Annotated in this window: 20 protein-coding genes; 13 read left to right on the forward strand and 7 right to left on the reverse strand. The window is 66.7% G+C overall.

The window, feature by feature from the left end:
• Positions 1 to 73: 73 nt before the first annotated feature.
• Positions 74 to 781 (reverse strand): Crp/Fnr family transcriptional regulator, encoded by a 708-nt coding sequence (locus tag ACUTAG_RS13090; protein WP_006389836.1) that lies wholly within the window; start codon positions 779 to 781, stop codon positions 74 to 76.
• A gap of 169 nt (positions 782 to 950) precedes the next feature.
• Here ACUTAG_RS13090 and ACUTAG_RS13095 point away from each other — a divergent pair, with 169 nt between their 5' ends.
• The 7 genes from ACUTAG_RS13095 (at position 951) to ACUTAG_RS13125 (ending at position 9580) form a co-directional block, all read left to right on the forward strand.
• Complete coding sequence (locus tag ACUTAG_RS13095) at positions 951 to 2927, forward strand: AMP-dependent synthetase/ligase (protein ID WP_054514327.1); 1977 nt, start codon at positions 951 to 953, stop codon at positions 2925 to 2927.
• A 5-nt stretch (positions 2928 to 2932) separates the two neighbouring features.
• Complete coding sequence (locus ACUTAG_RS13100; RefSeq protein ID WP_076407765.1) at positions 2933 to 3730, forward strand: ABC transporter ATP-binding protein; 798 nt, start codon at positions 2933 to 2935, stop codon at positions 3728 to 3730.
• A gap of 12 nt (positions 3731 to 3742) precedes the next feature.
• On the forward strand, positions 3743 to 4672 hold the full coding sequence (locus ACUTAG_RS13105) for a branched-chain amino acid ABC transporter permease (RefSeq protein WP_054497936.1): 930 nt from the start codon (positions 3743 to 3745) through the stop codon (positions 4670 to 4672).
• Between the two features lie 24 nt (positions 4673 to 4696).
• A complete protein-coding gene (locus ACUTAG_RS13110) occupies positions 4697 to 5761 on the forward strand; it encodes a branched-chain amino acid ABC transporter permease (protein WP_006389832.1) in 1065 nt (354 codons plus the stop codon).
• A gap of 226 nt (positions 5762 to 5987) precedes the next feature.
• Positions 5988 to 7328: an ABC transporter substrate-binding protein gene (locus ACUTAG_RS13115; RefSeq protein ID WP_006389831.1), complete on the forward strand. Its 1341-nt coding sequence runs from the start codon at positions 5988 to 5990 to the stop codon at positions 7326 to 7328.
• 58 nt (positions 7329 to 7386) lie between these two features.
• A complete protein-coding gene (locus ACUTAG_RS13120; protein WP_024070679.1) occupies positions 7387 to 8229 on the forward strand; it encodes an ABC transporter ATP-binding protein in 843 nt (280 codons plus the stop codon).
• Between the two features lie 82 nt (positions 8230 to 8311).
• Positions 8312 to 9580 carry a phenylacetate--CoA ligase family protein gene (locus ACUTAG_RS13125; RefSeq protein WP_024070680.1) on the forward strand — a complete coding sequence of 423 codons (1269 nt, stop codon included), beginning with the start codon at positions 8312 to 8314 and terminating at the stop codon, positions 9578 to 9580.
• 82 nt (positions 9581 to 9662) lie between these two features.
• Here ACUTAG_RS13125 and ACUTAG_RS13130 read toward each other — a convergent pair whose 3' ends face one another.
• The 4 genes from ACUTAG_RS13130 to ACUTAG_RS13145 are packed head-to-tail and all read right to left on the reverse strand — an operon-like array spanning position 9663 to position 12117.
• Positions 9663 to 10901 carry an NAD(P)/FAD-dependent oxidoreductase gene (locus ACUTAG_RS13130; protein ID WP_054443603.1) on the reverse strand — a complete coding sequence of 413 codons (1239 nt, stop codon included), beginning with the start codon at positions 10899 to 10901 and terminating at the stop codon, positions 9663 to 9665.
• Between the two features lie 13 nt (positions 10902 to 10914).
• Positions 10915 to 11352, reverse strand: a complete 438-nt coding sequence (locus ACUTAG_RS13135; RefSeq protein ID WP_006389827.1) for a DUF6691 family protein — start codon at positions 11350 to 11352, stop codon at positions 10915 to 10917.
• Between the two features lies 1 nt (position 11353).
• A complete protein-coding gene (locus tag ACUTAG_RS13140) occupies positions 11354 to 11782 on the reverse strand; it encodes a YeeE/YedE family protein (protein WP_020925950.1) in 429 nt (142 codons plus the stop codon).
• Positions 11779 to 12117, reverse strand: coding sequence for an ArsR/SmtB family transcription factor (locus tag ACUTAG_RS13145; RefSeq protein WP_024070682.1), 339 nt, complete (start codon positions 12115 to 12117; stop codon positions 11779 to 11781). The genes ACUTAG_RS13140 and ACUTAG_RS13145 overlap by 4 nt, the downstream gene beginning before the upstream one ends.
• A 121-nt stretch (positions 12118 to 12238) precedes the next feature.
• On the opposite strand from ACUTAG_RS13145, the gene ACUTAG_RS13150 reads away from it, so the two are divergent.
• The 6 genes from ACUTAG_RS13150 to ACUTAG_RS13175 all read left to right on the forward strand — a co-directional run bounded on the left by ACUTAG_RS13150 (position 12239) and on the right by ACUTAG_RS13175 (position 17433).
• A complete protein-coding gene (locus tag ACUTAG_RS13150; protein ID WP_020925948.1) occupies positions 12239 to 13102 on the forward strand; it encodes an MBL fold metallo-hydrolase in 864 nt (287 codons plus the stop codon).
• A 100-nt stretch (positions 13103 to 13202) separates the two neighbouring features.
• Positions 13203 to 14669: a polyphosphate:AMP phosphotransferase gene (gene pap, locus ACUTAG_RS13155; protein ID WP_006389823.1), complete on the forward strand. Its 1467-nt coding sequence runs from the start codon at positions 13203 to 13205 to the stop codon at positions 14667 to 14669.
• A 20-nt stretch (positions 14670 to 14689) separates the two neighbouring features.
• On the forward strand, positions 14690 to 15139 hold the full coding sequence (locus ACUTAG_RS13160) for a GNAT family N-acetyltransferase (RefSeq protein WP_024070684.1): 450 nt from the start codon (positions 14690 to 14692) through the stop codon (positions 15137 to 15139).
• Positions 15136 to 15600 (forward strand): HIT family protein, encoded by a 465-nt coding sequence (locus tag ACUTAG_RS13165; RefSeq protein ID WP_024070685.1) that lies wholly within the window; start codon positions 15136 to 15138, stop codon positions 15598 to 15600. The genes ACUTAG_RS13160 and ACUTAG_RS13165 overlap by 4 nt, the downstream gene beginning before the upstream one ends.
• Positions 15601 to 15758: 158 nt before the next feature.
• Positions 15759 to 17003 carry a Na+/H+ antiporter NhaA gene (nhaA, locus tag ACUTAG_RS13170; RefSeq protein WP_026382099.1) on the forward strand — a complete coding sequence of 415 codons (1245 nt, stop codon included), beginning with the start codon at positions 15759 to 15761 and terminating at the stop codon, positions 17001 to 17003.
• Between the two features lie 28 nt (positions 17004 to 17031).
• The gene (locus tag ACUTAG_RS13175; RefSeq protein WP_054499576.1) at positions 17032 to 17433 is read left to right on the forward strand and encodes a DUF488 domain-containing protein; all 402 of its coding nucleotides are present in this window, start codon (positions 17032 to 17034) and stop codon (positions 17431 to 17433) included.
• 66 nt (positions 17434 to 17499) lie between these two features.
• Here ACUTAG_RS13175 and ACUTAG_RS13180 read toward each other — a convergent pair whose 3' ends face one another.
• The gene (locus ACUTAG_RS13180) at positions 17500 to 18348 is read right to left on the reverse strand and encodes a lysozyme inhibitor LprI family protein (RefSeq protein ID WP_054499577.1); all 849 of its coding nucleotides are present in this window, start codon (positions 18346 to 18348) and stop codon (positions 17500 to 17502) included.
• A 29-nt stretch (positions 18349 to 18377) separates the two neighbouring features.
• Entirely contained in the window at positions 18378 to 19583 is a 1206-nt protein-coding gene (locus tag ACUTAG_RS13185; protein ID WP_446650209.1) for a hypothetical protein, read from the reverse strand.
• Positions 19584 to 19673 lie beyond the last annotated feature (90 nt).

Below are 19673 nucleotides of genomic sequence, written 5' to 3' on the forward strand. Positions count from 1 at the left end.
ATATTAAATAGCGCGCTATTTATCGTCAAGCACTTTTTCATCCGACTTTTGTAACCGCAGCGAATCACACGACTCAGGCGGCGTGTTCGCCTTCCAGCGCGCCGCGGTCGGAGCCGTACAGCTTCAGGCCATCCAGGTCCAGCACCCGCACGGCGCCATACTCGACGTTCAGCAGCCCGGCCTCTTCCAGCTTGCGCAGCGCCTGGTTGGCGCGCTGGCGCGAGACCCGCGCCAGGTAGCCGACCTCTTCCTGCGTGATGGTCAGGCGCATGCCCATGCCCGGGTACAGCAGCGGATTGAACAGTTCCGCCAGGCAGCGCGCCACCCGGGCGTCCGGATCCAGCAGGCGATCGTATTCGGCCTTGCCGATGAACTGGGCGACGCGCTCGTTCAACTGGTGCAGCAGGTAGCGGTTGAAGGGGATGCTTGTGTCCAGCAGCCAGTCGAAGGTGGCGGCCGGCAGGCGGGCGACGACGGAATCGCGCAGCGCCACGATGTCGTACTTGCGGACTTCACGCTTGAGCAGCGAGCCTTCGCCGATCCAGCCGCCGGCGGGCACGCCGGTCAGCGACGCAACCTTGCCTTCGGCATTTCCCACCGACACCTTCACCAGGCCGGCCAGCACGCCGATCCAAGCCTGGGCGAGTTCGCCTTTGCGCTCTATGATCGACCCGGCGGCAACCTGCTGCACGGACAGGTCTCGCTCGACGCGCGCTTGCTGCTCGGCGTCGAGTACGCGAAACCAGGCCGCGGCCAGTTGCAGGGAGTCGGATAGCTGCATCGGGAATACCCTAAAAGTTCCTTGAATGTCGCGATGGTGACAGTTGGTAGCAACCCAACCTTATACCTTAACTCCTGCCGTAAATCTAAAACCAACTGGTCAAGCGCAACCTCTCGCGCGCCGCGTCTCGCGGCAGCGGGCGCGATGCGCCCAAACCGGAGGAGACAACGTGGCACATTCATCGCCCGCATCCGCACAGATGCCGGCGGCGCTGGACACCTTTCCAGCGCTGCTGTTCGCGCATGCCGACGTACGCGGGTCGCGGCCCGCCATACGTGAGAAAGACCTGGGTATCTGGCAAACCCTTACCTGGTCGCAAGTGGCGGAGCACGTGCGCCAGGTCGCCCACGGACTCGCGTCGCTGGGCATCCAGCCCGGCATGCACGTGGCCGTGATCGGCGAGAACCGCCCGCGCCTGTACATGGCCATGATGGCCGCGCAATCGCTCGGCGCCATCCCCGTGCCGCTCTACCAGGATGCCGTGGCCCAGGAAATGGTCTACGTGCTGCAGGACGCCGAGATCAGCGTCGCGGTGGTCGAGGACCAGGAACAGGTCGACAAGATGCTGGAAGTGCGCGAGCAATGCCCCGCGCTCAAGCACGTGGTCTATGACGATCCGCGCGGCCTGCGCCACTACACCGATGCGATGCTGCTGTCCTATGACCGGCTCGAGGAGATCGGCCGCGACTACGCCGCGCAGCATCCCGACTTCTTCGCCCGCGCGGTGGCCGCGGTGCAGCCGCAAGACGCGGCGGCGATGTTCTATACCTCCGGCACCACCGGCAAGCCCAAGGGGGTGGTGCTGACGCACCATGCGCTGATCGACCGCGCCCGCGCCGTGTCCGAAATGGAAAACCTGACCGACCGCGAGGACGTGCTGGCCTACCTGCCGCCGGCCTGGATCGGGCAGAACATGTTCTCGTACACGCAGTTGCTGGTCACGGGCTTCACGGTGAATCATCCGGAGTCGCCCGACACGGTCTCGATCGACATGCGCGACATCGGGCCCACCTACTACTTCGCGCCGCCGCGCGTGCTGGAAGGCCTGCTGACCCATGTGATGATCCGCATGGAGGACGCCGGCTACCTCAAGCGCAAGCTGTTCCATGCCTGCATGAAACTGGCGCGCCGCGTCGGCACCCGCATCCTGGACGGCGAATCCGTCAACGCCTGGGACCGCCTGCGCTACGCGCTGGGCAACGTGCTGATCTACGGCCCGCTGCGCAATGCGCTGGGCATGAGCCGCGTGCGCGTGGCCTACACCGCCGGCGAGGCGATTGGCCCCGACCTGTTCGTGTTCTACCGCTCCATCGGCATCAACCTCAAGCAGCTGTACGGCTCCACCGAAACGTCGGTGTTCGTCTGCGTGCAGCCGGACGGCCAGGTGCGCGACGACACCGTCGGCCCGCCGGTGGCCGGCGTGGAGATCCGCGTGGCCGACAACGGCGAGATCCTGGTCAAGAGCCCCGGCCTGTTCAAGGAGTACTACCGCAACCCGGACGCCACGCAGGAAGCGCGCAGCGCCGACGGCTGGTTCCACACGGGCGACGCGGGCTACCTGGACACCGACGGCCAGCTCAAGATCATCGACCGCGCCAAGGACGTCGGCAAGCTGGCCGACGGCAGCCTGTTCGCGCCCAAGTACCTGGAGAACAAGCTCAAGTTCTTCCCGCACATCAAGGAGGCGGTGGCGTTCGGCGCCGGCCGCCAGGACGTGTGCGCCTTCATCAACATCGACCTGGAAGCCGTGGGCAACTGGGCCGAGCGCCGCGGCCTGCCCTACGCCGGCTATACCGACCTGGCGGGCAAGGACGAGGTCTACCAGCTCATCGCCGATTGCGTCGAACAGGTCAATGCCGACCTGGCCACCGATCCGAAGCTGTCGGCCTCGCAGATCAGCCGCTTCCTGATCCTGCACAAGGAACTGGATCCGGATGACGACGAACTGACGCGCACCCGCAAGGTGCGGCGCGCCTTCATCGCGCAGAAGTATGGCGTGCTGATCGACGCCCTGTTCGAAGGCAAGCAGTCCCAGTACATCGAAACCGAAGTGAAGTTCGAGGACGGCCGCAGCGGCAAGATCGCCGCCGACCTGAAGATCCGCCCGGTCAAGACGTTCCCCGCCATCACCGCCCGAGCCGCGTAGAGACCATGAGCAACAACGACCGCGACCAGCGCATCGGCGACGTGATGCTGGACATGCAGAACATCTCGCTGTCCTTCGGCGGCGTCAAGGCGCTGACGGACATTTCCTTCAACGTGCGCGAGCACGAGATCCGCGCCATCATCGGCCCCAACGGCGCGGGCAAGAGTTCGATGCTGAACGTCATCAACGGCGTCTACACGCCGCAGCAGGGCGGCATCGAGTTTCGCGGCGAGCGCTTCTCGCGCATGAATCCGCGCCGCGCCGCCGAAATGGGCATCGCCCGCACTTTCCAGAACCTGGCCCTGTTCAAGGGCATGAGCGTGCTGGACAACATCATGACCGGCCGCAACCTGCGCATGAAGTGCGGGCTGCTGGCGCAGGCCTTCCGCCTGGGCGCCGCCGAGCGCGAAGAGATCGAGCACCGCCAGTTCGTCGAGAACATCATCGACTTCCTCGAGATCCAGGCGTATCGCAAGACGCCCGTGGGGCGCCTGCCCTACGGCCTGCAAAAGCGCGTCGACCTGGGCCGCGCGCTCGCCATGGAGCCGCGCCTGCTGCTGCTGGACGAGCCGATGGCCGGCATGAACATCGAGGAGAAGCAGGACATGAGCCGCTTCATCCTCGACGTGAACGACGAATTCGGCACCACCATCGTGCTGATCGAGCACGACATGGGCGTGGTCATGGACATCTCCGACCGCGTGGTGGTGCTGGACTACGGCAAGAAGATCGGCGACGGCAAGCCCGATGAGGTGCGCGCCAACGAAGACGTAATCAGAGCCTATCTGGGCGTGTCGCACTAAGGCGGACGAGACATGGGATTTTTTCTGGAAACCTTATTCGGCGGCCTGATGAGCGGCATGCTGTACGCCCTGATCGGCCTGGGCTTCGTGCTGATCTTCAAGGCGTCGGGCGTGTTCAACTTCGCGCAGGGCGCCATGGTGCTGGTGGCGGCGCTGTCGATGGCGCGCTTCTCGGAGTGGATACCGCGCTGGTTCGGCTTCGAAAACATGATCCTGGCCAACGTGCTGGCGTTCATCGTCAGCGCCATCGTGATGTTCCTGCTGGCGGTGGCGATCGAGCGTTTCGTGCTGCGCCACCTGGTCAACCAGGAAGCCACCACCCTGCTCATGGCCACGCTGGGCATCAGTTATTTCCTTGACGGCCTGGGCCAGATCGCGTTCGGCAGCTCGGTCTATTCCATCAACGTCGGCATGCCGAAAGACCCGTTGATGATCCTGGACTCGGTGTTCGAAGGCGGCCTGCTCATCAACCTCGAAGACCTCACCGCCGCCGTCATCGCCGCACTGCTGGTAGCGGCGCTGGCGCTGTTCTTCCAGTTCACCTCCACCGGCCGCGCCCTGCGCGCGGTGGCGGACGACCACCAGGCGGCGCAGTCCATCGGCATTCCGCTGAACCGCATCTGGGTCATCGTCTGGAGCGTCGCCGGCCTAGTGGCGCTGGTGGCCGGCATCATCTGGGGCTCCAAGTTCGGCGTGCAGTTCACGCTCTCGACCGCGGCGCTGCGGGCGCTGCCGGTGGTGATCCTGGGCGGCCTGACCTCGGTGCCGGGCGCCATTCTCGGCGGCCTGATCATCGGCGTGGGCGAAAAGCTGTCCGAGGTCTACCTGGGGTCGCTGGTGGGCGGCGGCATCGAAATCTGGTTCGCCTATGTGCTGGCGCTGGTGTTCCTGCTGTTCCGTCCGCAAGGGCTGTTCGGCGAGAAGATCATCGACCGCGTCTGACCACAGGCACTCTGGGATAAAAACATGTTCTATCGCGAAAACGGCCAATTCAAGACCAGCTATCGCGCCGACCAGCAGATCTTCCCGATCCGCCAGGACCGCGTCTTCATCTGGCTGCTGCTGGCGGTGGCGTTCATCGCCATCCCGGCGCTGTCCAGCGACTACCTGCTGCGCGCCATCCTGATCCCGTTCCTGATCCTGTCGCTGGCCGCCGTCGGCCTGAACATCCTGGTGGGCTATTGCGGCCAGATCTCGCTGGGCACGGGCGCCTTCATGGCGGTGGGCGCGTATGCCGCCTGGAACTTCGGCGTGCGCTTCCCGGGCATGCCGCTGATCGTCCAGATCCTGCTGGGCGGGTGCTTCGCCACCATCGTCGGCGTCATCTTCGGCATTCCCAGCCTGCGCATCCGCGGCCTGTACCTGGCCGTGGCCACGCTGGCGGCGCAGTTCTTCGTCGACTGGGCGTTCCTGCGCATCCCGTTCTTCACCAACTACTCATCGTCGGGCAACGTCTCGGTGCCGCCGCTGACCGCCTTCGGCCTGCCGGTACAGAGCGCGCTGGAAAAGTACCTGTTCGTGCTGATCCTGGTGGTGGTCTTCAGCCTGCTGGCCAAGAACCTGGTGCGCGGCGCCATCGGCCGCCAGTGGATGGCGATCCGCGACATGGACGTGGCCGCCTCGGTCATCGGCATCCGCCCGATGTACGCCAAGCTCACCGCGTTCGCGGTCAGCTCGTTCATCGTCGGCGTGGCCGGCGCGCTGTGGGGCTACATCCACCTGGGCTCGTGGGAGCCGCTGGCCTTCGACCTGACGCGTTCGTTCCAGCTGCTGTTCATGGTCATCATCGGCGGCCTGGGTTCCATCATCGGCAGCTTCTTCGGCGCGGCCTTCATCGTGCTGGTGCCGGTGGCGCTGACCAACGTGCCGCACATGCTGGGCCTGTCGCTGTCGGTGGACACCGCCGCGCACGTCGAACACATGGTGTTCGGCGCGCTGATCGTGTTCTTCCTGATCGCCGAGCCGCACGGGCTGGCGCGGTTGTGGAGCATCGGCAAGGAGAAACTTCGCATCTGGCCCTTCCCCCACTAATGATGGGCCCACCCCCGAAAGCGCCTGCGGCGCTTCCCCCCTCAAGGGGCGCCGCTGGGGACCGGAAAAGCCGGATCCGCCGCGGCCCGGATGGTGCGGCTCCCGTTGTGATCATCGTCGGTAGTAGCGGTATGCGCGCCACGACCGACATCCTGAATACCCGGCTCCAGACCGGGCCAACCCCGGTGTCCGAGGGTTTATGACCCAAACACCACGCAGGAGGTAAATGGAGATGAAGCGTCTTAACCTGAAGTTGGCGGCAGCCTTGGTGGCCGCAGCCGGCGCCATCGGCGCCGTGGCCACGCCGGCAATGGCGGCGGAAGAGCAGTTCGTTCCGTTGCTGGTGTACCGGACCGGGTCGTTCGCGCCGCTGGGCATTCCCTGGGCCGATGGCAAGCTGGACTACCTGAAGCTGGTCAATGAGCGCGACGGCGGCGTCAACGGCGTCAAGATCACCTACGAGGAATGCGAAACCGCCTACGCCACCGATCGCGGCGTCGAGTGCTACGAGCGCCTGAAGGGCAAGGGCACCGGCGCATCGGGCTTCGACACGCAATCGACCGGCATCACCTTCGCCGTCAGCGACAAGGCCATGGTCGACAAGGTGCCGGTCGAGACGATGGGCTACGGCCTGTCGCAATCGGTCGACGGCAGCGTGTTCGAGTGGAACTTCCCGCTGCTGGGCACCTACTGGACCGCCGCCGACGTGATGATCCAGGACATTGCCAAGAAAGAAGGCGGCATGGATAAGCTCAAGGGCAAGAAGATCGCCCTGGTCTACCACGACTCGCCCTACGGCAAGGAACCGATCCCGCTGCTGCAGAAGCGCGCCGCCAAGGAAGGCTTCGAACTGCTGCTGTATCCGGTGACCGCCCCCGGCGTGGAACAGAAGTCCACCTGGCTGCAGATCCGCCAGGCGCGTCCGGCCTACGTGCTGCTGTGGAGCGCCGGCATCATGACGCCCACCGCCATCCGCGAAGCCCAGGCCAGCGGCTACCCGCGCGACAAGATGTACGCGATCTGGTGGGCCGGCTCCGAAGGCGACGTCAAGGACCTGGGCGATGTCGCCAAGGGCTACAACGCCATCACCATCCACAACAGCGGCGCCGACCACGACAAGGTCTATGACGATCTGAAGAAGTACGTCTACGACAAGGGCCAGGGTTCGGACAAGACGGGCAAGACCACGCTCGGCACCATCGCCCACACCCGCGGCATGATGATCTCGATGCTGCAGGTCGAGGCGATCCGCACCGCGCAGGAGAAGTTCGGCAAGGGCAAGGCGCTCACGCCCGACCAGGTGCGCTGGGGCTTCGAGAACCTGAACCTGACGCAGGAACGCCTGAACCAGCTCGGCTTCGGCCAGATCATGCGTCCGGTCAAGACCTCTTGCAGCAACCACAAGGGTGACGACTGGGCCCGCATCGTGCAGTGGGACGGCGCCAAGTTCAAGGTCGTCTCGGACTGGTACCAGGCCGACAAGGCCCTGCTGGACCCGATGGTGAAGGAAGCCGCGGCGAAGTACGCCAAGGAAAAGAACATCACGCCCCGCACTTGCGAGAACTGATGTGAACCGGCGGCCGGCGCCCCAGGGCGTCGGCCGCCACCAAGCCGCAGGAACCGCCATGACCGCAGCAACCACTACCGCTACTACCGCCGACACCCCCAAGGTGCTGCTCGATGTGAACGGCATCGAGGTGATCTACAACCACGTCATCCTGGTGCTCAAGGGCGTGTCCCTGCAGGTGCCGGAAGGCAAGATCGTGGCCCTGCTGGGCGCCAACGGCGCCGGCAAGACCACCACGTTGCGCGCCATCTCGAACCTGCTCAAGGGCGAGCGCGGCGACGTCACCAAGGGCCACATCCAGTACCGCGACCAGCGCATCGAAAAGCTGTCGCCGGCCGAACTGGTCAAGCGCGGCGTGGTTCAGGTGATGGAGGGCCGCCATTGCTTCGCCCACCTCACCATCGAAGAGAACCTGCTGACGGGCGCCTACACCCGCGACCTCGGCCGCGGCGACACCAGCGCGGCGCTGGACCGCGTCTACCAGTATTTCCCGCGCCTGAAGCAGCGCCGATCCAGCCAGGCCGGCTACACCTCGGGCGGCGAACAACAGATGACCGCCATCGGCCGCGCGTTGATGGCCAACCCCAACATGATCCTGCTGGACGAGCCGTCCATGGGACTGGCGCCGCAGATCGTCGAGGAGATCTTCGAGATCGTGCGCGACCTGAACCAGCGCGAGCGCGTCAGCTTCCTGCTGGCCGAACAGAACACCAACATCGCGCTGCGCTACGCCGACTACGGCTACATCCTGGAGAACGGCCGCGTGATGATGGACGGCGCGGCGCAGGACCTGGCCCAGAACGAGGACGTGAAAGAGTTCTACCTGGGCATTTCCAGCGGCGAGCGCAAGAGTTTCCGCGACAACAAGTTCTACCGCCGCCGCAAACGCTGGCTGGCCTGATCCCTGGAGCGGCGACGCCGGCGCGGTCCGGCTCGCCGCCGGCAACGACACCGCAGTACGGCACACGAGAGGGTGCTATCCCATGTCCGAGTTTTTCGATGTCCTGGAAACCCGAGCGCCCGAGCAACGCGAGCGCGACCTGATGGCGGCCCTGCCCGGCGCCATCGCCCGCGCCATCGCCCGCGCGCCGGCCATTGCCGAGCAGCTGCGCGGCATCGACCCCGCCACGGTCACCTCGCGCGCCGCGCTGGCGCGCCTGCCGGTGCTGCGCAAGCACGAGCTGCTGGAACGCCAGCAGCACTGCCGCGAACAGGCCGCGCAACCGGCCGGACCGCAAAAGGCCTTCGGCGGCTTCTCGGCCATCGGCTGGGGCGAAGCCATGCGCGTGTTCGCCTCGCCCGGCCCGATCTACGAACCCGAAAGCGCCCGCGCCGACTACTGGCGCTTTGCCCGCGCGCTGTACGCCGCGGGCTTTCGCGCCGGCGAGCTGGCCTACAACTGCTTCTCCTACCACTTCACGCCGGCCGGCTCGATGATGGAAACCGCCGCCCATGCCGTCGGCTGCACCGTGTTTCCTGGCGGCACGGGCCAGACCGAACAGCAGGTGCGCGCCATCCAGGACCTGGCGCCCAGCGGCTACACCGGCACCCCCAGCTTCCTGAAGATCATCCTGGAAAAGGCCGACGAGCTCGGCGTGAAACTGGATTCGCTGCGCCGCGCCCTGGTGTCCGGCGAAGCCTTCCCGCCGTCGCTGCGCGACTGGCTGGCCGCGCGCGGCATCGAGGGCTACCAGGCCTACGGCAGCGCCGACCTGGGCATGATCGCTTTCGAGACGCCGGCGCGCCAGGGCCTGGTGCTGGGCGAGGACATCATCGTCGAGATCGTGCGCCCCGGCACCGGCGAACCGGTGCCCGATGGCGAAGTGGGCGAAGTCGTGGTCACCACGCTGAACCCCGACTACCCGCTGGTGCGCTTCGGCACCGGCGACCTGTCGGCGGTGATGCCGGGCATCTCGCCCTGCGGCCGCACCAACACCCGCATCAAGGGCTGGATGGGACGCGCCGACCAGACGACGAAGGTGCGCGGCATGTTCGTGCATCCCTCGCAGGTGGCCGACGTGGTGCGCCGCCATCCGGAAATCCTGCGGGCACGCCTGGTGATCAGCGGCACCACCGGTTCGGACAAAATGGTGCTGCGCGTGGAATCACGCGTGCGCGGCGAAGACCTGGGCGCCCGCATCGCCGAATCGGTGCGCGACGTGACCAAGCTGCGCAGCGACGTCGAATGGGCCGAGGCCGGCTCCCTGCCAAACGACGGCAAGGTCATCGACGACATCCGCACCTACGAATAACAAGGATAAGAAGAAGAAAGGCGCGCGCCCGGGACCGGCAAAGCCCGGGCGCGGCACCGCCTCTTTCGATGCCGCGGCGGATTCAATTGCCCAGCGGGCGGGCCAGCCACTCGCGGCCCTTGAGCATGCCGTTCCAGTAGATCCACGGCAGCATCGTCGCCTTCAGGAACCAGGCGCTCTTGCGCGGCACGGTCGGGTCCAGCGGGAACGTGGGCAGCAGCTTGCCGCCATAGCCGAACTCGGCCAGCACGATGCGGCCGCGCTCGACCGTCAGCGGGCACGAGCCGTAGCCGTCGTACGTGACCGGCAGCGCATGCCCTTCGCGCACCGCCAGCAGGTTCTCGGCCACCGTGACGATCTGCTTGCGCGCCGCCGCCGCGGTCTTGGCGTTGGTGGTGCTGATGCCATCGCCCAGCCCGAAGATATTGTCGTAGCGCACATGGCGCAGCGTGGCCGGGTCGACCTCGCACCAGCCCGCCGCATCCGCCAGCGCGCTGTGGCGCAGAAATTCGTGCGGCACCTGCGGCGGCACCGCGTGCAGCATGTCGAATGACTTCTCGACACGGGTCACCGCCCCCTCGGCGTCCTTGACGTCGAACCAGGCCTTGCGCGCCGGGCCGTCCACCGCCACCAGCGCCGAATTGAACGCCAGCGAAATGCCGTAGCTTTCCACATAGCGCATCAGCGGCGGCACGAAGGTCGGCACGCCGAACAGCACCGCGCCGGCCAGGTCGAATTCGACATCGATGCGATCCAGCACGCCGCTGCGGCGCCAGTGGTCGCACGCCAGGTACATCGCCTTCTGCGGCGCGCCGGCGCACTTGATCGGCATGGCCGGCTGCGTGAACAGCGCCTTGCCGCCTTTCAGGCCGCGCACCAGTTCCCAGGTGTAGGGCGCCAGGTCGAAGCGGTAGTTGGAACTGACGCCATTGCGGCCCAGCGTTTCCGACAGGCCCTCGACCTTGTCCCAGGCCAGGCGCAGGCCCGGACACACGATCAATTGCTGATAGCTGACGGCGCTTCCATCCGCCAGCCGGACCTGATTGGCCTCGGGTTCGAAACCGGCCGCCGCGGCCTGCAGCCAGGTGGCGCGGCCCGGCATCACCGCCCTTGTCGGCCGCACGGTCTTGGCCACATCGAACGCGCCACCGCCGACCAGCGTCCAGGCCGGCTGATAGTAGTGCTTGTCGCTGGGCTCGATGACCGCGATGCGCAGGTCCGGGCGCCGCCGCAGCAGGCTGGCGGTCACGCCGATGCCCGCTGAACCGCCCCCGACCACCACCACATCGAAATCGCGCCGCGCCTGTGCTGCCATCTGCATGCTTGTCTCCCTGCTATCGACCGGTCCGGGGTGGCCGGTTCGTCATGTATTGAATTGCCGAGTACAGCGCCATGCCGGCCACCATGGCCGCCACGAAGATCAGGGCCTCCAGCACGCCGGCCGCCGCCGCCACCAGCGCCGGGCCGGGGCAGAAACCCGCCAGCCCCCAGCCCGCGCCGAACGCCAGGCTGCCGAACGCCAGCCGCGGATCGATACGCGTGGCCGTGGGCCAATGCAGCGGCTCGCCGGACAGGCTGGCACGACGACGGCGCAACCAGGCAAAGCCCGCTGCCGTCACGGCCAGCGCACCGCCCATCACCAACGCCAGCGAAGGGTCCCAGCTTCCCGCCAGGTCCAGGAAGCCCAACACCTTGGCGGGATTGGCCATGCCGGAAACGAGCAATCCCAGCCCGAACACCAATCCCGAGAGAAACGCGAACAAGGCCACCATGTCAGCCTCCCATCAGGTGCCGCGCGACATACACGGTGGCAAACCCCGCCGCCATGAAGAGCGCCGTCGCCGCCAGGGAACGGCGCGAGCCGCGCGCCAGCCCGCAGACGCCGTGGCCGCTGGTGCACCCCGACGCGTAACGCGTGCCGATGCCGACCAACAGGCCAGCCGCGATCAGCCGCGCATTGCCCGCCTCCACCACGATCGGCGGCAGCGCGCTGCCCAACCGATACAGCCAGGGCGACAGGCACAGGCCCAGCAGGAACGCCAGGCGCCAGCCGGCATTTCGATCAGGCGGCAACAGCCCGCCGAGGATGCCGCTGATGCCTGCGATGCGGCCCGCGCCCAGCATCATGAGAACGGCGGCCACGCCAATGACCACGCCGCCGGCAAGCGCGCTTGCGGGAGTAAAGGCGGACAGGTCGATCATGACGTGAGCGCCGCCATGGTCCGACCGCAATACAGGCTCGACAGCGTCTTCATGACCTGGTTGACCTCGAAGCTGGCCAGTTGGTAATACACGTACTTGCCCTGGCGCCGCGTGCTCACCAGGCCTTCGTCGCGCAGCACGCCCAACTGCTGCGACAGCGTCGGCTGGCGGATGCCGGTCAGGGATTCCAGTTCACCGACGTTGCGCTCGCCCTGCACCAGTTGGCACAGCAGCAGCAGCCGGTCTTCGTTGGCCAGCGCCTTGAGCAGCGCGCAGGCCTGGGAGGCGGATTCGCGCAGCGCGGCGACTTCGCAATCGTTCAGGGCAGTCAGCATTTGATGGGGATCAATCGGCGGGAAAGAGTTTGATCATTATATTGACGGATAAACTATCCAACAATATTATTGAAAAATATATATTGTTCTGCGCCCCTCCTTTGCTCCCGGCCCCCCTCTCATGAACCCGCATATCCAGGCCTTCTTCGACCCGGTCACCGCCACCGTCACCTACGTGGTCCACGAGCCCGTGGCGGGCGGCGCCTGTGCCATCATCGATTCGGTGCTGGACTACGACCCCAAGTCCGGCCGCACCACCACCGCCAGCGCCGACCGCGTCATCGCCTATGTGCGCGAACACGGACTGCGCACCGAATGGCTGCTGGAAACCCACGCCCATGCCGACCACCTGTCGGCCGCCCCCTATCTGCAGCGCGAGCTGGGCGGCGTCATCGCCATCGGCCAGAGCATCCGCACCGTGCAGGGCGTGTTCAAGAAGATCTTCAACCTCGAACCCCAATTCCAACTCGACGGTTCGCAGTTCGGCCGCCTGTTCGCCGATGGCGAAACCTTCCGGATCGGCGCCCTCACCGCCAGCGCCATGCACGTACCCGGCCACACGCCGGCCGACATGGCCTACCGCATCGGCGACGCCGTCTTCGTCGGCGACACGCTGTTCATGCCGGACGTCGGCACCGCGCGCTGCGACTTCCCCGGCGGCGATGCCCATCAGTTGTACCGTTCCATCCGGCGCCTGCTGGACCTGCCCGGCGACACCCGCCTATACATGTGCCATGACTATCCGCCCGCCGGGCGCGAGGCCGCCTGGCAGACCACGGTGGCCGAGCAGCGCCGCGCCAACATCCACGTGCACGACGGCATCGGCGAAGACGACTTCGTCGCCATGCGCACCCGGCGCGACGCCACCCTGTCCATGCCGACCCTGATCCTGCCCGCCATCCAGGTCAATATCCGCGCGGGCCATTTCCCGCCGGCCGAGGACAACGGCGTGCGCTACCTCAAGATCCCCGTCGACGCGCTCTAGCCGACGTCCGCGGCGGCACGGCCGGGCGCGCACTTGCGCGCCGCCGGGATATCCCGCAAGATCGGCCGGTCACAAGATTGCCGATCCGACGGAACCTCCCATGTTCGCCGAAGCCGAAGCCGACCCCGTCCTGTCCAAGGAAGCCTTCAAACCGCTGGAGGCCAAGCTGCGCGTCGCGCTGCTGAATGCGCAGTACCAGCGCCTGCAGAAGGCCGAGAAATCCCTGCTGGTGGTGGTGGCCGGCATCGATGGCGCCGGCAAGGGCGCTACGGTCAACCTGCTCAACGAGTGGATGGACCCGCGCCACATCAGGACGCTGGCCTATGGTCCGCCGGAAGGCGATGAACTGGAACGCCCGCCGATGTGGCGCTACTGGAAAGACCTGCCGCCCAAGGGCAGCACGGGCATCGTCTTCGGTTCCTGGTACACGCCGCTGATCCGCGAAGCCGCGCGCAAGAAACCCAACCAGGACAACATCGAGGCGCAATCGGTCGCCATCCGGCGCTTCGAGGCCATGCTGGCGGCCGAGGGCGTGCAAATACTCAAGCTCTGGTTCCACCTGTCGTCCGACGCCCAGCGGGCGCGCGCCAAGCGCCTGCTGGCCAGTCCCGAGACCTCGTGGCAGGTCAGCCCGGTCGATCTCAAGGTGTACAAGAAGTACGACCGCATCCGCAACAGCGGCCAGGTCGTCATCAATCACACCGACAGCGGCCATGCGCCATGGGTGGTGATTCCCAGCGCCGACGAGAACATGCGCGCCGCGCGCACCGCCGAGGCGGTCCTGGCCGCCATGCGCCAGCAGACCGTGCCGCGCATTCCGCCAACGTTCGTGGCCCATACCGGCCCGGCCCGCATTCTCGACCGGCTCGGCCAGCTGGACTATGACGCCAAGCTCGACCGTGAAGACTACGAGTCCGAGCTTGGCCTGCTGCAAGGCCGGCTGGCGCGCGCGGCGCGCTCGAAGAAGTTCCAGGAACGCTCGCTGGTATTGGTGTTCGAGGGCCAGGACGCGGCCGGCAAGGGCGGCGCCATCCGCCGCATCACCCATGCGCTGGACGCGCGCCAGTTCGACATCACGCCGGTGGCCGCGCCCAACAGCTACGAGCTGTCGCGCCCCTACCTGTGGCGCTTCTGGCGCCACGTGCCGCGGCGTGGCCGCATCGCCATCTTCGACCGCTCCTGGTATGGCCGGGTGCTGGTCGAACGGGTCGAGAAGATCACCCCGCCGGCGCACTGGCGCCGCGCCTACGCCGAAATCAACGACTTCGAGGCGCAACTGGCGGGCAGCGGCGCGCTGGTGCTGAAGTTCTGGCTGGCGATCACCGCCGACGTGCAGCTCGAACGCTTCAAGGACCGCGAGAAATCGCCGTTCAAGAACTTCAAGATCACCCCCGACGACTGGCGCAACCGCGACAAGTGGAAGGAATACGCGGCCGCCACCAACGAGATGCTGGCCCGCACCGACGTCAAGCATGCCCCGTGGCATCTGGTGTCGGCCAACGACAAGCGCTACGCTCGCCTGCAGGTGCTGCGGCACATCGTCGAAACCCTGGAAAACCAACTCTGACCCCAAGGAGGCCACGCGCCATGAGCTCCGCCGAAATCCGCCCCGTCGTCGCCGCCGATTTTGACGTCTGGCTGCCCCTGTGGAAGGGTTACCAGGACTTCTACCGCGTCGACATCGCCGACGCCGTCACCCGCAACACCTGGGCCCGCTTCCTCGACCCGGCCGAACCGGTGCACGCCGCCCTGGCCTACGACAGCGGCAAGGCCGTCGGCATGGTGCACTGGATTTTCCACCGCTCCACCTGGACCGCGGGCGACTACTGCTATCTGCAGGACCTGTACGTGGAACCGGACACCCGCGGCACCGGCGCCGGTCGCAAGCTCATCGAACACGTCTATGCGCAGGCCACCGCCGCCAACTGCGCCCGCGTGTACTGGCTGACCCACGAGACCAACGCCACCGCCATGCAGCTGTACGACCGCATTGCCGACCGCTCCGGCTTCGTCCAATACCGCAAGGTGCTGCCGTGAGCGCGCGCGATCCGGACTGTCCGCTGTGCCAGACCGATGGCGGCACACTGCTGTGGCGTGGACCGCACCTGCGCCTGATCGAAGTCGATGATCCCGACTACCCAGGCTTCACCCGCGTGGTCTGGAATGCGCATCTGGCGGAAATGACCAGCCTGTCGACCCATGGCCGCGATCTGCTGATGCGCGCCGTGTACGTGGTGGAGGAAACACAGCAAGCGATCCTGGCGCCCGACAAAATCAACCTGGCATCGCTCGGCAACATGGTGCCGCACCTGCACTGGCACGTCATTCCGCGCTGGCGTGGCGACCGCCACTTTCCGGATCCGATCTGGGCGGCCCCGCGTATCGCGGCCGGCGCCGAGCCGGCCGGATGGGCCGAACGCCAGGCCCGCGTCCAGGCGCTGCTGCCGCGTTACCGCAATCGGCTGGTCGAAGCCATGAACGCGCTGCTGTGGCATTGAGACGGGCGGCCGCGGTGCAGAACGGTCAGGCCGGCGGCCATCGAATCCATCCAAATCCTATGTAAATCAAGGCCTTCTTCCTCAGAGAACAAACGTAATTCAGGTAATATTCAACTTTCCCAGCGTTACGCTGCACCGCAGCAATCAAGGAGCGAATATTGACCCTGCAGGCCCCGCCCCCGTCCCGGCCCGTTTCTTTCCTGCAGGCGTTCCTCCGCTCCGAAGCCCTTGGCGGCTATGTCCTGATGCTGGCCGCCGTGGTCGCCCTGGTCATCGCCAATAGTCCGCTCGCCCCTTACTATTTCGAAGCGCTCGGGGCCAAGCTGGGCTTCCAGGCCGGCCCGGTGATACTCAAGGAATCGGTGCTGCACTGGATCAACGACGGCCTGATGGCCGTGTTCTTCCTGCTGGTCGGGCTGGAGATCAAGCGCGAAGTGCTGGACGGCCAGTTGCGCGGGGCGGCCCGCATCGTGCTGCCGGGCATCGCCGCCCTGGGCGGCATGGCGATGCCCGCCCTCATCTACGTCCTGGTCAACCTGGGCAGCCCCGACACGCTGCGCGGCTGGGCCATTCCAGCCGCCACCGACATCGCCTTCGCCCTCGGCATCCTGGCCCTGCTCGGCAGCCGCGTGCCGACCTCCCTGAAGGTGTTCCTGACGGCGCTGGCGATCCTGGACGACCTGGGCGCCATCGTCATCATCGCGCTGTTCTACACGTCCGAACTGAACCTGTTCGCGCTGGCCATGGCCGGCGCGTTGCTGGCCTGCCTGGTCTGCCTGAACCGGGCGGGCGTGCTGCGCCTGGCGCCCTATCTGCTGATCGGCGTGGTGCTCTGGTATTTCGTGCTGAAGTCCGGCGTGCACGCCACGCTGGCCGGCGTCGCGTTGGCCCTGACCATCCCGCTGCGTCCGCAGAACCAGGGCCACGCGGGCGCGCATTCGCCGCTGCACGCGCTGGAACACGCGCTGCACAAGCCCGTGGCCCTGCTGATCGTGCCGCTGTTCGGCTTCGCCAATGCCGGCGTGTCATTCGCGGGCATGGGCCTGTCCAGCCTGGCGCAACCCGTGCCGCTGGGCGTGGCGCTGGGCCTGTTCCTGGGCAAGCAGCTGGGCGTGTTCGGTTTCGCCTGGCTGGCCATCCGGTCCGGCATCGCCAGCCTGCCGCGCCATGCCAGTTTCACGCAGCTGTATGGCGTGGCCCTGCTGTGCGGCATCGGCTTCACGATGAGCCTGTTCATCGGCGCGCTGGCGTTCACCGATCCGGCCGCGGTCGATGCCACCAAGATCGGCGTGCTGACCGGTTCACTGGCCTCGGCGGTGGTGGGCTTCCTGCTGCTGCGCGCCAGCGGCGCCACGGAAAGCGAGGCCAAGGCCACGGCCTGGCTCGGTACGCCGCGGAAGTAGACTGGTGGCATCCCCGACAGGAGCCGCCATGAAGCCGTCCGCCATCTCCGTGCAGCGCGTTTATGAAGGTATCGGCCCCGATGGGCACTACCGGGCCCTGGTGGACCGCATGTGGCCCCGCGGCCTGCGCCGCGCCGACCTGGCGCTGGACGAATGGGCCAAGGACCTCGCACCCAGCAGCGAACTGCGCAAGTGGTTTTGCCACGTCGACAAGCGCTGGGACACCTTCCGCGAGAAATACCTGGCCGAACTGGCCGAACCCGAGCAGCAGGCCCGCATGGACGCCCTGCTGCAGGCCGCCGGCGCGCGCCCGGTGACCCTGTTGTATGGCGCCCGCGATACCGAGCACAACCAGGCGGTGGTATTGCGCGACGCGCTGCAAGAATACGCCCGGCATCACCGCAAGCGCCTGGCGCGGGCCCCGGGCTAGGCCCATCGACATGCCAATGCTGCCCGCAAGGGGCGCGTCGACCCGCCGACGCGCTTCGCGTGCAGCCTAGCCGCCCGCCTTCGTCGGGTTGGACAAAGGGAAGCCGCTGTCGGTCAGGCAGGCCTTGATCCAGGCATGGTCGTCGCTGTCGTCGACCTCGCCATCGAGCTGGGGCAAGGGCTTGGACGAATACGTCGGCGCCTTCACCTTGGGGCCGGTATTCCAGCGCGCGTCGTCATCAATGCTGCCCGGGCAACTCGCATCGTTGCCGTTGTACGAGCAGGACGCGACCGGCACCGGCTTGTTGTCGACCACCTTGGCCACATAGCGCTGTACGTACACCGAGCCGGTGGCCCAATACTCTTCCGTGCTGCAGACGCGATCATCGTTCTGGTAATGCCGGGTCGAAAAGCAGGCGTAGTACTTGTAGTCGGGCGGCAAGACATCGCATGACGTCTCATAGCCCGAGTAAGGGCCGCCCGTGAACTGCTTGCGGAACTCGCGCTGGCTCAACGCCACGCGGATCAACCTGGGAAGACTGTCGCCCTTCCCGCGCTCCTTGAACTCGCTGGCGCGGGAGCGGATCAGGTCGGCCGCGACGGCGCCCGGCGTCTTCTCGTCGGGCAGCGATTCGGGGTCGGACACCAACCCCTCCAGGCGCATGTTGCGGGCCTCGATCCAGCGGCGCTGGCTGTCCACCAGCATCGCGCGGATCTGCGCATCCGGCGCCTGCTTGAGCAAGGCGGCGTAGGCCCGGTTCAACTCGGCGTCGGCGGCCACCGCGCCGCGATCCGAGCAGATCAGCTTCTCGGCGGGCGTGCCGGCCTTGTGGCAATCGATCGCCCACGCCGGCGCCGACAGGGCGCCCAGCCCGGCCAGGCACAGCAGCCGCGCCGCGCGATTCGTGAAACCCATGGTGCTTCTCCCTGGCGCCTGGCCGCTGGTCAGCGGCTGACGACCTCGCTGTCTTCCATGACGATGCGGTAGCGGTTGCGCAGGTCAAGGACGTAAGTGAAATTGGAGGTGCCGGTCGCGGTCTTGCCGCGCTCCGGACTCGACACCTTGAAATCGTAGAGCCCCTTGACCATGCACATCTGGTCCTGGCACTTGGCCTTCAGCGAATTCTGGTCGACCACGAAGCGCCGCACCGGCCAACGGGCGAAGTAGGCCGTCTTGTCCGCCAGGATCTCCGACTTCGGGCGCGACTTCTTGAAGTAGTCGACCGTATCCGCGTAGAACTCGCGCGTGAAATTCATCGCCTCTTCATTGGTCCCGCTGCCCGCCTGGATCATCAGCGTCGCGGCGTTGATCGCGCGCTGCTCGTCCGAGAGCGGCGCCGGCGCGGGAGGATTCTTGGTCATGTACGGATTGGTCACCGACGGCGGGCCGGATGGCGCTGGCGCGGCATTGGGCGCGGCCGGCTTGCGCGGCGGCAGCCGGGTATCGTCGTCCGGCGCCTGGGCCTGCGGCGCGGTCGCGGTGGCGGGTCCGGCCGTCGGCGCCGTGCGCTGGGCGCCGCCCTGCTGCGGTTCGCTGGAAGCCGTCTTCACATTGCCCGTGCGGTTGATGCCGTACTTGGCGATTTCCTGCGGCGAAAAGAAATACATGTCCTTGGACGGCGTGCTGAACATGATGCCCAGCACGTCCGCCGACACCCCGTACTTGGGCAGGGTGGTGACGATATCCGACACGCCGAACTGGGCCTGCTCGCCCGTCATTTCGGGCGCGGTGATCTGGTGCACGCCAAGACGGCCTTCGGCCAGCCGCTGGCGACCCGCGAAGAACACGAACGCGCATGCCGAGGCACAGTAGCTGTCCTTGGGGATGTAGGTATTGAGCCCGCGCTCGTAGACCTCCTCGGCCACCACCAGCCCGATGTGCACCAGGCCACCGCCATTGTTCTGCAGGATCAGGGTGGAGATGGTCGGATGCTCGCGCAGCGCCTTCTTCATGTGCAGCAGGTCGTTGGCGCTGACCGCGCCGACGTAGATCAGCAGGTTCGGCTCGCTGGGCAGGTAGAAGAACGGGCCATAGCGCTCGGGCTCTTCCTTTTGCTGCGCGGGCGCCTGGGCCTGGGCGGGCGACATGGAAACACCCATCAGGGTGAGCGCCAGGCTCATGCCCAGCGCCGTCAGTTTTCTTTTCAGCATTCTCAGTCCTTGTCCTCGCAACGCATGCCACGGGCCGGATCGCCTCCGGGGTCGTTTTCGCTTCGCGCCGCCACATCCGCGAGATGGCGC

The organism is Achromobacter sp. CSND-B12 (genome assembly GCF_052906545.1).